Raw genomic sequence first — 13,022 nt, 5'->3', positions numbered from 1 at the left:
CCCGGACAAGCGCTGCGCGCTTTCCGGGATGACACGGAGGGGGATGCTGCGACGCATGCTCATCCCTGCAACGCCGGATGCACCACCGCGCCGCCCTGGGTGACCAGGGCCGCCTTGAGGATCTCGTCCTCCAAGTCGGGGGCGAGCTTGCCCTCCTTGTCCAGCAGCAGGCCCGCGAAGGCCATCAGGTTGCGGGCGTAGAGGGCCGAGGCGTCGGTGGCGATGCGGCCGGGCAGGTTGGCGATCCCGAGGATCTTGGCGCCATTGGCGGTGACCGCCACCTCGCCCAGCTTGGCGCCGACGACATTGCCGCCCTGCTCGATGGCCAGGTCCACCAGGATCGAGCCGGGGCGCATGGAGGCCACCTGCTCGGCGCTCACCAGCTTGGGGGCGGGCCGGCCGGGGATCAGGGCGGTGGTGATGACGATGTCCTGCTTGGCGATGTGGCTGGAGACCAGCGCCGCCTGCTTGGCCTGGTACTCGGCGCTCATCTCCTTGGCGTAGCCGCCGGCGGTCTGGGCGTTCTTGAACTCCTCGTCCTCGACGGCCAGGAACTTGGCGCCGAGGCTCTCGACCTGTTCCTTGGTGGCGGGGCGCACGTCGGTGGCGGTGACGACGGCGCCGAGGCGCCGGGCCGTGGCGATGGCCTGCAGGCCGGCGACGCCCACCCCCATGACGAAGACCTTGGCGGCGGCGACGGTGCCGGCGGCGGTCATCATCATCGGCATGGCCCGGCCATAGGCCTCGGCGGCCTCGATCACCGCGCGGTAGCCGGCGAGGTTGGCCTGGGACGACAGGGCGTCCATCACCTGGGCCCGGGTGATCCGTGGCACGAACTCCATGGCGAAGGCGGTCGCGCCCTTGGCGGCCAGGGCCTTCAGGGCGTCCTTGTCCATGTGCGGGTTGAGCAGGGCCACGACGATGGCGCCGGCCTTGAGCGCCGCGATCTCGGCGGCCTCGGGGGCGCGGACCTTGAACAGGATGTCGGCCTTGCCGATGGCGGCCTTGGCGTCCTTGGCGATCTCCGCCCCGGCGGCCTGATAGTCGGCGTCGGGATAGGCGGCGGCGGTTCCGGCGCCGGACTCCACCACCACGGAGAAGCCGGAGGCGATCAGCTTCTTGACGGTCTCGGGGACGGCGGCGACGCGGGTCTCGCCGGCGCGGCGTTCGGTCGTGACGGCTATGACGGCCATGCGCCTGTTTCCCCCTGGTCAGCTTTGGCCGGACCATACGGGGGGCACGGTGAGCTTGTCCAGCTATCGACCTGGGATATTCGAACGTCCGTTTGAATGGCGGATACGACTTCAGGCGCGCCGACGAATCGACGCGCCTGATAGGTCATCGTGGAGGGCGCGGCGGGCGCGCCGAGGCGACCCTAGTGGGCGGCTTCGGGCTTTTCGCGCAGGAAGACGACGCCCAGGCCGGCCAGGACCGCGGCGCTGATGAAGGCGCCCAGGAAGCCCGCGGGGGTGCAGAACCACAGGACCAGCAGAAGCAGCAGGGCGGCCATCGCCAGCGAGCCCCACTTGGTCAGGCCGTTGAACAGGTTGAAGGTGGCGACCTGCTCGGAAATGTCCATGTCGCCGCGGTGGTATTCGGAAGCCATAGAAGGGCGTCTCTCAAACTTGGGAGGAAATGGAAGCAGGCCGACCTACACGGTCCGCCGCGATGGCTCAAGCGCGCCTTATGTCTCAGCCCGGCCAGGCGGCCAGAAGGCCGCGCAACGCCGCGATAAGCGCCAGGGGCTGATCGACCATGATGTGGTGGGCCGAATCGGGGATGGCGATCTCCAGCATGTCCTTGGGCAGGGGCGAGGGCCGGTCGTCGCTGACGCGGGACTTCACCACCGAGCGGTCGCCATAGATGTGCACCAGGGGCACGGTGACCTTGGGCGGGCCCTCGGCGGTCATGCCCATCATCACGCTGCGGTCGAGCTTGTTCCACATGGCCGGGTCGAACCGCCAGGTCCAGCCCTCGCCGGAGCCGTCCGGCAGCGGCGCGCGCTTCAGGGAGCGGCGGGCGATGAAATCGGCGATGAACAGGTTGCCGGCCACCTGGGGCGGCATGAAGCGGAAGCGGGCGAGCGCCGCCTCCTCGGTGGGATAGACCCGAGCCGCGCGGTCGCCGGTGGGGATGTTGCGCACCTGCTGCTCCTGCATGCGCTTGGCCTCCGGCGAGTCTGGCGGCGGACCGCCGAAGCCGGTGTCCACCAGCACCGCGGCGCGCATGCGCTCGGGGTGGGCGGCGGCGGCGAAGAACACCTGGCTGCCCCCGAAGGAGTGGCCGATATAGATCGGCTTGCCCGCCTCATAGAGACCCGTCGCGCGGGCCACGGCCTCGGCGTCCTCGGCGAAGTCCTGGAAGGCGTAGCTCTCGCGCCAGTCCGAAGCGCCCATGCCGGCCAGGGACATCGACGTCACCCGGTAGTCCTGGGCCAGGTAGGGGGCGATGAAGCTCCACCAATCGGCGTGGGCCGAGTTGCCGTGCACCAGCAGCAGGCCGGGCTTGCCCAGCTCGCCCCAGGTCAGGGCCTCGATCTTGGTGCCGAGCGAGGTGACGAAGGTCCGCTCCGGCTCCTGGGCGATGGCGTCCAGGAACCATTCCGGCGCGTCGGGATGGCGGCCGCGGAAGGGGGCGAGCGGCGCCTGCACCTGGGGCGGCAGGCTGCCGGGCTCGGAATGGATGGGGCGGTCGTCGTAGCCGACGGGGGCGCCTTCCTTGATCGCCGGATCCAATGCCATCAGGCGACTCCCCGCGCTTCCCGCTCACCCGCCTTGCGCGAGATGGAGCGGATACCCTTGTAGACGCCGGTGCCGGTGATCAGGGTGCGCTCGCCGCACCAGATCCGGCCCCGGACCGTGAAGACGTCGTCCTGCTCGGTGATGATCTCGCTGGTCCCCTCCACCCAGTCGCCCATGTGGGCGCCCGAGAGGAAGTCGGTGGTCAGCCGCACCGTCACCCAGCCGATCTCGCGCTTGTTGGAGATCACCCGGCCCCAGGCCATGTCGGCGAAGCTCATCAGCATGCCGCCGTGGCAGTTGTTCATGCCGTTGGCGTGGTGCTCCTCGACCCGGAAGGCCATCACCTCGTCGCCGGTCGGCTCGTCGCGGCGGGAATAGAACGGCCCGACCGTGCGGCCGAACCCCCGGTTCCAGAGGTTGATGACAAAGCCATCGGGAACGATGGCGGTCTGGACTTCGGTCAGATCATCGGACATCGCGCAGGGAAATGAACGGGCGGTCGGCGAATGGCAAGCCCTTGATGGGGTCCAGTCCGCGTCATGGCGAAGCTGGCCCCCGATCAGGACCCCCCGCGTCGCGGCGTCAGGCGGCGACCGCCTCCAGCTCCGCGGCGAGGTCGGACAGGACCTTGCCCCCGCGTCCGGCGTAGGACGACCCGTGCATCAGGGCCAGGGTGGTGGGCTCCAGGGCCGCCAGCCGGCGCAGGACCGATCCCGTGGCGGGGTGCATGCTCATGGCCTTGAACATGGCCTCGGCCTCCAGGGCCGGGGCCAGGACGTCGCCGTGGGTGAGGGCCGGACCGTCGCCGACATGGGTCAGCAGGTCGCCGCAGAGCAGCACGCCGGCGGTCTCCTCGTACATCGCCCCGGCCTCCCAGCCGTGCGGCACGTGTGGGGTGTCGAGCCAGCGCAGGCGCTTGCCGCCCAGGTCCAGGACCTCGCCGTCGGCCAGGGCCCGCGGGGGACGGTCGGCCAGATCGTTCAGGGAGACGTCGCAGGCCAGGACACCGTGGACCACCTGCGCTCGGGGCGCGGCCGCCAGCCACTGGTTCATGGCGCCGCACTCGTCGGCCTCCACGTGGCCGAAGCTGATCCAGGCCAGGCGTTCCAGCGGCATGATGGCCCGCACCGCCTCGCTGATCTGCGGGAACATCTGGCGGTGCCCGCAGTGGAACAGCAGGGGCTCGTCGGCGTCGATGAGGAACTGGTTGAAGGTGAAGCCGGCCGGGGGCGCGACGTCGGACACATAGGTCGAGAGGCGATAGACCCCGTCGGCGATTTCGGTGGTTCGGGTCTCCATGAGGGGCTCCTTCAGGTTGGAGAGGATCTGCCGGCGGCCAGCCAGCCATTGATGACATCGGCGACCTGATCGGTCGCCGCATCGGGGGAGAGGCCGGCTCGGGTCAGGGCCTGGAGGACCGAGAGGTCGCAGAGCGCCACCACCATCTCAGCCTGGGCCGGGGTCGCGCCCGGCCCGAGGGCCAGGGTCGCCAGCCGGGTCAGGCCCCTGTTCATCTCGTCGAAATAGGTCCGCACGGGTCCCACCTCGTCGCGCTCGGCCCGGATCCGCTCCAGGCCCCGGGCCTGACTCCAGAGACCGAAGACCGCCGCGACGAAGGCCCGAATCCGCTCGTCCCGGGTCACGCAGCCGGCCAGGGCCGCCTCGGTGGGGATGGGCATCAGGACGCGCGCGTGCTGGCCGCAGGCCTCGACGGCGTCATCATAGGTGGGGAAGTGGTGATAGACCGAGCCCACCCCCACCCCGGCCCGGGCGGCGATCTGCTTCATGGTCGTGGCCAGTACGCCCTGCTCGGCGTGCAGTTCGAAGGTGGCCTCCACAATCCGTCTCCGTGTCGCCGCCGCCGAACTGGCGCGGCGCTGCTGGTCGTACCTGCGTGGGCTCTGGGTCATATTAATTGAACGAATATTCGATCAATATTTGGACGTCAAGAGGGAGCGACCTCTCAGGCAACCTCCGTCATTCCGGCCTAAGCGAAGCGGAGAGCCGGGATGACGGGACTTGTTGGCAGGCGGAGCGCGACCCCGAATTCAGGGCGAGAAGGAAGGCCTAAGGCTTCAGCGTCCCCGCCGTGATCGCGACCTCCCCGTGCAGGGTGGCGTCCTCGGCGGAGGTCCCCACCACCACCGCCACGGGACCGGCGGTGATGCGCCAGCCCGGCAGGGTCACGTCGTAATTGGCCAGCAGGCGGCGGTCGGCGGTCACGCTCACCCGGCGGCTCTCGCCGGGCGCCAGGGCGACCCGGGCCCAGCCGATCAGGCGCTGGCTGGGCTGGCCGTCGGAGCCCGTCACGGTGACATAGACCTGGGGGGTGTCGATCCCGGCCACGGCGCCGGTGTTCCTCACCTCGAAGCTGGCGGTGATCGTCTCGCCGCCCGTCAGCTCCAGGCCCGAATGGGCGAAGCTCGTATAGGAGAGGCCGAAGCCGAAGGGAAACAGGGTCGCGGTCCCGTGCTTGGCGAACCAGCGGTAGCCGACGTCGGCCCCTTCGGGATGCTCCACCGAGAAGCGACCCTTGTGCTGCTGCACGTCCGGCCGCGAGGTCGGGATGGTGCGCCCCTCCTCCGGCGGACCGAAGATCTGGCCGGGGATCTCCGGCCGCACCAGGTCCTCCACCTCGCGGGGGAAGCTGATGGGCAGGCGGCCGGACGGATTGACCGCCCCGAACAGGATATTGGCGATGGCCTCGCCGCCTCGGGTGCCGGGATACCAGGCCTCCAGCACCGCGCTCACCCGGTCGAGCCAGGGCGTCAGGACCGGCGTCCCCGTCTCCAGCACCACCACGGTCTTCGGGTTGGCGGCGGCCACGGCCTCGATCAGGGCGTCCTGGTGGCCCGGTAGGGAAAGGCTGGGTAGGTCCTCGGCCTCGGTGGCCCACTGGTCGGCGAAGACGATGGCCACGTCGGCGTCGCGGGCCAGATCGGCGGCCTGCGCCGGGTCGGTCCCGGGGGAGAAGGTGACCTGGGTGTTGCGGGTCATGTCGCGGATCGCCGCCAGGGGCGCCGAGGGATGATAGGTGATGTTGGCGAAGGCGCCGGCCGCGCCCGCCACCGGCAGCGACAGGCCAGGCCCGCCCACGGGAATCACCTGGGAGGAGCCGCCCCCCGACAGCACGCCGACGTCGGCATGGGCCCCGATCACGGCGATCCTGCGCAGGGATCCGGCCAGGGGCAGGAGGCCGTCGTTCTTCAGCAGCACCGTGCCCGCCTCGGCCGCGGCCTGGGCCACCTGGGCGTTGGCCGCGTAGTCGGTGAAGCGCTTGGCGGCGGGATGGTCGAAAACCCCCTTGTCGAACAGGCTGCGCAGGATGCGATGGACCATGTCGGTCAACCGCTCGAAGGGCACCTCCCCCTGCTCGACGGCCTCCTTGAGGGGCGCGCCGAAATAGACCTGCTTGTCCAGCTGCTCGCCGCTCTCCTGGTCGAGGCCCGCCAGCGCCGCCTTGGCGGTGGAGTGGACCGCCCCCCAGTCGCTCATCACCCAGCCGCGGTAACCCCAGTCGCGCTTCAGCACCTGGTTGAGCAGGAAGTCGTTCTCGCCAGCCCACTCGCCGTTGACCCGGTTGTAGGCGCACATCACCGAGCCCGGATCGCCGCGCTCGATGGCGATCTGGAAGGCCAGCAGGTCGCTTTCGCGCAGGGCGCCCTCGTCGATGCGGGCGTCCACCACGTGGCGGCAGGTCTCCTGGTCGTTCAGGGCGAAGTGCTTGAGGGTGCAGACGATGTCGTTGGACTGGGCGCCCCTGATGGCCTCGCCGGCCAGGACGCCGGCCAGCAGCGGGTCCTCGCCGAGATACTCGAAATTGCGCCCGCAGCGCGGCTCCCGCGTCAGGTTGGCGCCGCCGCCGAGCAGGACGTTGAACCCCTTGTCGCGGGCCTCGGAGCCCACCATCACCCCGGCGGCGTGGGCCAGCTCCGGGTCCCAGGTGGAGGCGAGCGCCAGGCCGGAGGGCAGGCCGGTGGCGCCGTCGCCTGGACGCACCTGGCGCGGATTGGCGATGCCCAGGCTGGCGTCGGTCTCGTTCAGGGGCGGGATGCCGAGGCGCTCGACGCCGGGGATATAGCCCGCCCCCATGGCCGCGTCGGCCGGCGGCGGGCTGACCATGGCCGGCATGGGCCCGTGCACCAGGGAGATCATCTCGTCGAGGGTAAGCTGCTCGATGAGCAGAGCGGCCCGGGCGTCCGGGGACAGGGTCTTGTCCATCCAGGCTTGGGTCATCTCGGTGTCCTCCCTCTTGGTTGGCGGCGACGCTATCCAGTTTGTCCGGGCGGGTCGACTGGGCGCGAGCGCGGGACTCGCCTGCCGGTCCGTCACCTGGGCATGATCGCGCCAAACAGCCTTGGGAGGGCGCGATGAAGGTGAGCTGGAGCCAGGCGGATCTCGCCTTCCGCGACGAGGTGCGCGCCTTCCTCGACGCCGAGCTGACGCCGGAAATGCGGCGCACCAGCCGGCTGATGACCAGCGTCTACGCCCCGCATGACCTGGCCACCGAATGGCAGGCCATCCTGCACGCCCGCGGCTGGGCGGCGCCGGCCTGGCCCGTCGAGTACGGCGGCTGCGGCTGGAGCGCGGCCCAGCGCTATATCTTCGCCCAGGAGCTGGCCGCCGCCGGCGCCCCGCCGCTCTCGCCCATGGGGATCGGCATGTGCGGCCCGGTGCTGATCGGCCACGGCAGCCCCGAGCAGAAGGCCCACTACCTGCCGCGCATGCTGTCGGGCGAGCACCACTGGTGCCAGGGCTATTCCGAGCCGGCCTCGGGCTCCGACCTCGCCTCCCTGCAGATGAGCGCGGTGGAGGACGGCGACCACTTCGTCTGCAACGGCCACAAGCTGTGGACGACCCACGCCAATGTCGCCAACTGGATCTTCTGCCTGGTGCGGACCTCCAGCGAGGGCATCCGCCAGCAGGGGATCACCTTCCTGCTGATCGACATGACCACCCCCGGCGTCGAGGTCCGTCCGATCCTGATGCTGTCGGGGGAGCACATCCAGAACGACGTCTTCTTCACCGACGTGCGCGTGCCCAGGGCCAATGTGGTGGGCAAGGTGGGCGAGGGCTGGACGGTGGCCAAGTACCTGATGGAGTTCGAGCGCGGCGGCGGGGTCAGCGCGCCCGGCCTGCGGGCCCGCCTGGCGCGCATCGCCGCCATGGCGGCGGCCGAGCCCCACCTCGACGACACCCGCAGCTTCGCCGCGCGCCTGGCGGCCGCCGCCATCGAGATCGACGCCCTGGAGGCCGTGGAGTTGCAGATCCTGGCCAACCTCAGCTCGGGCGAGGCGCCCGGCGCCAAGTCCTCGATGATGAAGACGGTGGGGACCGAGCTCAGCCAGAAGCTCACCGAGCTGGCCCTGGAGGCGGCCGGCGCCTATGGCGTCCCCTACCAGCCCCACGCCACCGCCCCGGGCGGTCCCACGCCGTTGTTCACCCCGCCCGCCGACCAGGGCCATGTCGGCCCCGACCACAGCCTGACGGTGGCGTCGAAGTACCTCAACGACCGGGCCGGCTCGATCTATGCCGGGACCAACGAAATCCAGCGCAACATCATCGCCAAGGCGGTGTTGGGACTGTAGTTGCGCCTTGCTGCGCCGCCCCGGCCGTAGGTAAACGATGGGGCATGTCCGAAGACCCGCACGGCGTGGACCGCCGCCGCCTGCTGTCCCGTCTCGGCGGGGAATTTCAGCTCGACGCGGCCCGGCGCGTGGCCCGGTCGACCAGCCGCGACGTCTTCACCGTGCTGGTCTTCCTTGAGATCAGCCGGGCCAATGTCGCCGCCCTGACCGCCTCTCGGGAAACCATCGCCGAGCCCTATGCCGGCGTCCCGGGGGTTCCTCCCGACCACCTTCGCACCCCGGTCAGCATCTACATGGTGGCCCGCAATCTCCACATGCCCTACGAGACCGCCCGCCGGCATGTGAGGAAGCTGAGCCAGGCGGGCTTCTGCGAAACGGTGGCCGGCGGGGTGATCATCCCGGCTCAGGCGATTCTCGATCCCCGGCTCTTGACCGCGGCGGCCGAGACCTGGACCGCCACGGTCGCGTTCGTGCAGGAGGCGGGCCGGCTTGGGGTCCACGCGCCCGGCCACAATCAGTCCCCCAGCCCTGACCAGTTCCGGCAGGTCAACCGTCTGGTGACCGCCTACTGCCTGGAGGCGGTCTGCCAGATGGCCCGCGCCATGGACCTGGATCCCGCCTCCGCCCTGCTCCTGCGGGCGGTCAACCTGGCCAATGTGCGGCACGTGACCCACGACCCCGAGGCCGCCCAGGCTCATGCCGGCCTCGCCGACGTCCTCTCCGACGACGAGCGGCGCCCGATCAGCGTCTACGGCCTGGCGAAGGACCTGCTGCTGCCCTACGAGACCGTCCGCCGCACCCTGCTGCAGCTGGAGGCCGAGGGTCTGGTGCATCGCCAGGACGGCGGCCTGATCGTGCCCGCCGAGGTGGTGGCCCGCCCCGCCGTGGTCGCCGGGATCGTGGGACTGGTGGCCAGCACCGAGGCGCTTCTGGCCGACCTGGCCGCCGTTGGCCTGACCTACCAACCCCAGGGCTAGGCTTCGCCACTGCGGCTCCAGGCCACGTGGCATACCGTCGTTCTCAAAACTATTGAGGGGTCCCTCAAATCAGGCCACCTGGGCCTGGCGCGTCACCTCTTTGCGTAGGGAAGGGAACCGCATGCGCCCTGACGTCGAGATCGCCGACCGCCGACGCCTGATCGCCCGCCTGGCCGGCGACTATCACGTGAACACCGCCCGACGCTCGGCCCGGTTCATCAGCCGCGACATCGTCACCGCCCTGACCATCCTGGCCATCAACCGGGCCAATGTCCGCGAGCTCCTGACCTCCCGCGAGGTCATCACCCACCCCCACGAGGGCATCGCCGGCGTACCCACCGACGACCGCCGCCGGCCGGTCAGCGTCTACGCCGTGGCCAAGGACCTGGGCCTGCCCTACGAGACGATCCGCCGCCGGGTCAGGCAGCTGGTGGCCGCGGGCGTCTGCGCCGACATGGACGGCGGCCTGATCATCCCCGCCAAGGTGCTGACCGATCCGGCCCACGACGGCATCATCGCCGAGACCTGGGCCGCCACGACGGGGTTCGTGCAGGAGGCCGGCCGCCTTGGCGTCGCCGCCGGCCCGCCGCGGGCCGCGGGCCCCGACGTCCTGCGCCAGACCCTGCGCCTGACCACCGACTTCTTCCTGGAGTCCACCTGCCACTCCGCCAAGATCATGGACCTCGACGTCCTGACCGTGCTCGCCCTGCGCGCCGTCAACAAGGCCAATATCGCCCACGTCACCCACGACCCGGAGCTGGCCCAGGCCTATGCCGGCCTGGAGGAGGCGGTTCCCGACGCCCAGCGCCACCCGGTCAGCGTCTACGCCATCGGCAAGTTCCTGCTGCTGCCCTACGAGACCGCCCGGCGCGCCGTGAAACGGCTGGAGGACCGCGGACTTGTGGAGCGTGGCCCCGACGGCCTCACCACCCCCACCGAGGTCCTCGCCCGTCCCGAGGTGATCCGCGCCATGATCGACATGGCGGCCCTGACCGAGGCCTTCCTCGCCGACCTCGCGGCCATCGGCGTCGGCTACCGGCCGGAAGCGGCCTAGACCCGTTCGCGGCTCACGTCGCGGCGGCGCATCCATTCCAGCACCACCCAGGCGCCGAAGGCCCAGGTCGCCCCCAGGCTCCAGCCCGCCAGCACGTCGCTGGGCCAGTGGACCCCGAGATAGACCCGGCTGAAGCCCACGGCGATCGTCGTCAGCACCGCCAGGACATAGATCAGGATCTTGGTGCTGGCCCGGACCTCCACGCTGGCGATCAGGGTGGCCAGGGTCAGGAACACCGTGGCCGACAGGGTCGAGTGCCCGCTGGGGAAGCTCTGGGTGTAGACGTAGCTGCCATGCGGCACGAGGCTGGGCCTCGGCCGGTCATAGAAGGTCTTCAGCACCTCGCTGGACACCTGGGCGGCCAGCACGGCGCCGGCCAGGATCCAGGCCTGCCGCCGCTTGCCGTGGAAGCTGAACAGCAACACCGCGACGATGGTCGCCAGGGTGAGGAAGGTGAAGCCCCCGAGCGCGGTGACGTCGCGCATGGATTCCTCCAGCCAACGTGGTCCGATGGGGTCGCTCAGCGTCCCGGGCCGGCGCAGCATCAGCAGCAGGCGCTGGTCCATCGCCGCGGTGTCGCCCTCGGTGACCTCGCTGGCGACGTTGAAGAACCCCCAGATCGCCGCGGCCCCGCCCAGCCAGATCAGCAGGGCGCGGGTCTCGATCCGCCGCGCGAGCGGCTTCTTGGCGGGGTCGGTCATGGGCGCATGAACGCGCGAGGCTCAGCTTCTTTCCGCGCCCCTCACACCAGGGCCTCGAAGGCGTCCACCAGGCGCTCCATCTGGGTCATGCCCGCCGCCCAGAAGGCCTTCTCGCGCGGGTTCAGCCCGAAGGGGCGCAGGGCCTCGACATAGGTCCGGGTGCCGCCGGCGGCCAGCAGGTCCTCGTAGAGCGGGGCGAAGGCCACCGGGTCCTCCCGGCGCTTCTCCATCAGGCCGCGCACCAGCAGGTCCCCGAAGGCGTAGGCGTAGACATAGAAGGGGGCGTGGGCGAAGTGGCTGACATAGCCCCAGTAGTGCTCGTAGCCCCGGTTGAGCTTGATGGCCGGGCCCAGGCTCTCGCCCATGGTCTCCAGCCAGATGGCGCCGATCTGGTCGGGCGCCAGCTCGCCCTCGACCCGGGCGGCGTGGAAGCGGCTCTCGAAGCGGTGGAAGGCGATCTGCCGCACCACCGTGTTGAGCCCGTCCTCGATCTGGCCGGCCAGCAGGCCCATCCGCTCGCCCTTCGAGGCGCCGGCCAGCAGCCGCTCGAACACCAGGCCCTCGCCGAAGATCGAGGCGGTCTCGGCGAGGGTCAGAGGGGTGTCCGCCAGCAAGGTGCCCAGGGGCTGGCACAGGGTCTGGTGCACCGCGTGCCCCAGCTCGTGGGCCAGGGTGAGCACGTCGCGGCGCTCGCCCATGTAGTTCATGAACACATAGGGGTGCCGCTCGGCGGTCACCGGGTGTGAGAAGGCCCCCGACTGCTTGCCGGCCCGCGGCCGCGCGTCGATCCAGGGCTGATCGAAGAAGGTCTTGGCCGTGTCGGCGAACTTGGGCGCCAGGTCGGAGAAGCTCTCCAGCACCATGCCCTTGGCCTGACCCCAGTCGTAGGTGCGCTGGGCGCCGGTATCCAGGGGCGCGTTGCGGTCCCAGTAGTCCAGGGTCTTGCGGCCCATCAGCCGCGCTTTGAGCGCATAGTAGCGGTGGCTGACGGCGGGATAGGCCTCCACCACCGCGGCCTCCAGGGCCTCGACGGCGTCGGCGTCCACCTCGTTGGCGATGTGGCGGCTGGCGGCGGGCGACGGATATTTCCGCCAGCGGTCCTCCACCTGCTTTTCGAAGGCGAGCGTGTTCATGGCCAGCGCCAGCTCCGGCGTGCGGTCCTCCAGCGCCTTGGCCAGGCCGTGCGCGGCGGCCTTGCGCTTGGCGACGTCGGGGTCCGACAGGCGGTTGAGCACCTCGGGCAGGGTCAGGGTCTCCTTGCCCACCTTGGCCGACAGCCGGGCCAGGGTCTCGTCGAACAACCGGATCCAGTTGGCCACCGCCGGCGAGCGGTCGATCAGCAGCCGCTCCAGGTCGGGCGACAGCTCGTGGGGCCGCGACAGCCGTACGCGGCGCATCCAGGAGCGCCAGCGGGCGGCCGGCGGATGGGCCTTGAAGGCCATCTCGATCTCGTTGTCCTCGAGCTGGTTGAGCTCCAGGGTGAAGAACAGACTCTCGGCCCCGATCTGCGAGGACCGGGTGCGCAGGTCGCCCTCGAACTTGGCCCAGGCCGGGTCGTCCTTGGCCACCGAACTGGCCAGGCCCGCATAGGCGCCCACGGCCCACAGCCCGTTCACCGCGCTCTCATAGAGCCCGATCCCGTGGTCCAGCAGCTCGCCCAGGTGAAGCGGATCGGAGCGCATGCCCACGAACCGGCCCTTCAGCTTCACCAGCTCGTCATTGGCCGCCTTGGCGGCGGCCAGGTCGGCCTCGATCTTCGGGTCGTCGCGGCCCTCATAGAGGTCGGAGAGCTGCCACTCGGGCAGGGCGTCGGTCTTCACGGGCGCGTTCATGGGCGGAGGTTTAGCGCGCGGGTCGGGGCGGGACTAGGGCGGATGGCCGTGCCTCGGCGGCCAACAGCCAGCCCTTTCCACCTCACCCCCCTCGCCAAACGCCCTCGCCTGCCCCACATCGGTAGCCAC

The 13,022-nt window shown here is 70.5% G+C and carries 12 protein-coding genes; 3 read left to right on the top strand and 9 right to left on the bottom strand.

Going from position 1 to position 13,022, the window contains the following annotated elements; all coding sequences use genetic code 11:
• Positions 1 to 59 precede the first annotated feature (59 nt).
• From AC1RN5_RS00420 to AC1RN5_RS00390, 7 genes are all read right to left on the bottom strand, one after another.
• The gene (locus AC1RN5_RS00420) at positions 60 to 1,193 is read right to left on the bottom strand and encodes a Re/Si-specific NAD(P)(+) transhydrogenase subunit alpha (RefSeq protein ID WP_493039326.1); all 1,134 of its coding nucleotides are present in this window, start codon (positions 1,191 to 1,193) and stop codon (positions 60 to 62) included.
• A 182-nt stretch (positions 1,194 to 1,375) separates the two neighbouring features.
• Positions 1,376 to 1,606, bottom strand: a complete 231-nt coding sequence (locus tag AC1RN5_RS00415) for an aa3-type cytochrome c oxidase subunit IV (protein WP_493039325.1) — start codon at positions 1,604 to 1,606, stop codon at positions 1,376 to 1,378.
• 85 nt (positions 1,607 to 1,691) lie between these two features.
• Positions 1,692 to 2,741 carry an alpha/beta fold hydrolase gene (locus tag AC1RN5_RS00410; protein ID WP_493039324.1) on the bottom strand — a complete coding sequence of 350 codons (1,050 nt, stop codon included), beginning with the start codon at positions 2,739 to 2,741 and terminating at the stop codon, positions 1,692 to 1,694.
• Entirely contained in the window at positions 2,741 to 3,217 is a 477-nt protein-coding gene (locus tag AC1RN5_RS00405) for a PaaI family thioesterase (protein ID WP_493039323.1), read from the bottom strand. Before AC1RN5_RS00405 ends, AC1RN5_RS00410 begins: the two co-directional genes overlap by 1 nt.
• 106 nt (positions 3,218 to 3,323) lie before the next feature.
• Positions 3,324 to 4,040 (bottom strand): oxygen-binding di-iron domain-containing protein, encoded by a 717-nt coding sequence (locus AC1RN5_RS00400; RefSeq protein WP_493039322.1) that lies wholly within the window; start codon positions 4,038 to 4,040, stop codon positions 3,324 to 3,326.
• A gap of 11 nt (positions 4,041 to 4,051) precedes the next feature.
• Positions 4,052 to 4,579 (bottom strand): TetR/AcrR family transcriptional regulator, encoded by a 528-nt coding sequence (locus AC1RN5_RS00395; RefSeq protein ID WP_493039321.1) that lies wholly within the window; start codon positions 4,577 to 4,579, stop codon positions 4,052 to 4,054.
• 229 nt (positions 4,580 to 4,808) lie between these two features.
• Positions 4,809 to 6,977, bottom strand: a complete 2,169-nt coding sequence (locus tag AC1RN5_RS00390; protein ID WP_493039320.1) for a beta-glucosidase family protein — start codon at positions 6,975 to 6,977, stop codon at positions 4,809 to 4,811.
• 134 nt (positions 6,978 to 7,111) lie between these two features.
• On the opposite strand from AC1RN5_RS00390, the gene AC1RN5_RS00385 reads away from it, so the two are divergent.
• From AC1RN5_RS00385 to AC1RN5_RS00375, 3 genes are all read left to right on the top strand, one after another.
• On the top strand, positions 7,112 to 8,329 hold the full coding sequence (locus AC1RN5_RS00385; protein WP_493039319.1) for an acyl-CoA dehydrogenase family protein: 1,218 nt from the start codon (positions 7,112 to 7,114) through the stop codon (positions 8,327 to 8,329).
• A gap of 44 nt (positions 8,330 to 8,373) precedes the next feature.
• On the top strand, positions 8,374 to 9,306 hold the full coding sequence (locus AC1RN5_RS00380) for a hypothetical protein (RefSeq protein ID WP_493039318.1): 933 nt from the start codon (positions 8,374 to 8,376) through the stop codon (positions 9,304 to 9,306).
• Between the two features lie 121 nt (positions 9,307 to 9,427).
• A complete protein-coding gene (locus AC1RN5_RS00375; protein ID WP_493039317.1) occupies positions 9,428 to 10,360 on the top strand; it encodes a MarR family transcriptional regulator in 933 nt (310 codons plus the stop codon).
• Here the strand turns inward: AC1RN5_RS00375 and AC1RN5_RS00370 are convergent.
• Together AC1RN5_RS00370 and AC1RN5_RS00365 are read right to left on the bottom strand one after the other, a co-directional pair.
• Complete coding sequence (locus tag AC1RN5_RS00370; RefSeq protein WP_421933162.1) at positions 10,357 to 11,061, bottom strand: phosphatase PAP2 family protein; 705 nt, start codon at positions 11,059 to 11,061, stop codon at positions 10,357 to 10,359. The genes AC1RN5_RS00375 and AC1RN5_RS00370 overlap by 4 nt on opposite strands.
• 41 nt (positions 11,062 to 11,102) lie before the next feature.
• A complete protein-coding gene (locus tag AC1RN5_RS00365; RefSeq protein WP_493039316.1) occupies positions 11,103 to 12,893 on the bottom strand; it encodes a M3 family oligoendopeptidase in 1,791 nt (596 codons plus the stop codon).
• Between the last annotated feature and the right edge of the window lie 129 nt (positions 12,894 to 13,022).

This window comes from Phenylobacterium sp. GW821-FHT12F10 (genome assembly GCF_058806695.1).
The sequence above is the reverse complement of the archived record's forward strand: the minus strand, read 5'-3'. Positions and strand labels throughout refer to the sequence as shown.

Bases quoted from the DNA above. Each gene is read 5' to 3' on its own strand.
- AC1RN5_RS00400 (WP_493039322.1), bottom strand. From the start codon at position 4,040: ATGGAGACCCGAACCACCGAAATCGCCGACGGGGTCTATCGCCTCTCG.
- AC1RN5_RS00410 (WP_493039324.1), bottom strand. From the start codon at position 2,741: ATGGCATTGGATCCGGCGATCAAGGAAGGCGCCCCCGTCGGCTACGAC.
- AC1RN5_RS00390 (WP_493039320.1), bottom strand. From the start codon at position 6,977: ATGACCCAAGCCTGGATGGACAAGACCCTGTCCCCGGACGCCCGGGCC.
- AC1RN5_RS00420 (WP_493039326.1), bottom strand. From the start codon at position 1,193: ATGGCCGTCATAGCCGTCACGACCGAACGCCGCGCCGGCGAGACCCGC.
- AC1RN5_RS00405 (WP_493039323.1), bottom strand. From the start codon at position 3,217: ATGTCCGATGATCTGACCGAAGTCCAGACCGCCATCGTTCCCGATGGC.
- AC1RN5_RS00415 (WP_493039325.1), bottom strand. From the start codon at position 1,606: ATGGCTTCCGAATACCACCGCGGCGACATGGACATTTCCGAGCAGGTC.
- AC1RN5_RS00380 (WP_493039318.1), top strand. From the start codon at position 8,374: ATGTCCGAAGACCCGCACGGCGTGGACCGCCGCCGCCTGCTGTCCCGT.
- AC1RN5_RS00370 (WP_421933162.1), bottom strand. From the start codon at position 11,061: ATGACCGACCCCGCCAAGAAGCCGCTCGCGCGGCGGATCGAGACCCGC.
- AC1RN5_RS00365 (WP_493039316.1), bottom strand. From the start codon at position 12,893: ATGAACGCGCCCGTGAAGACCGACGCCCTGCCCGAGTGGCAGCTCTCC.
- AC1RN5_RS00375 (WP_493039317.1), top strand. From the start codon at position 9,428: ATGCGCCCTGACGTCGAGATCGCCGACCGCCGACGCCTGATCGCCCGC.
- AC1RN5_RS00385 (WP_493039319.1), top strand. From the start codon at position 7,112: ATGAAGGTGAGCTGGAGCCAGGCGGATCTCGCCTTCCGCGACGAGGTG.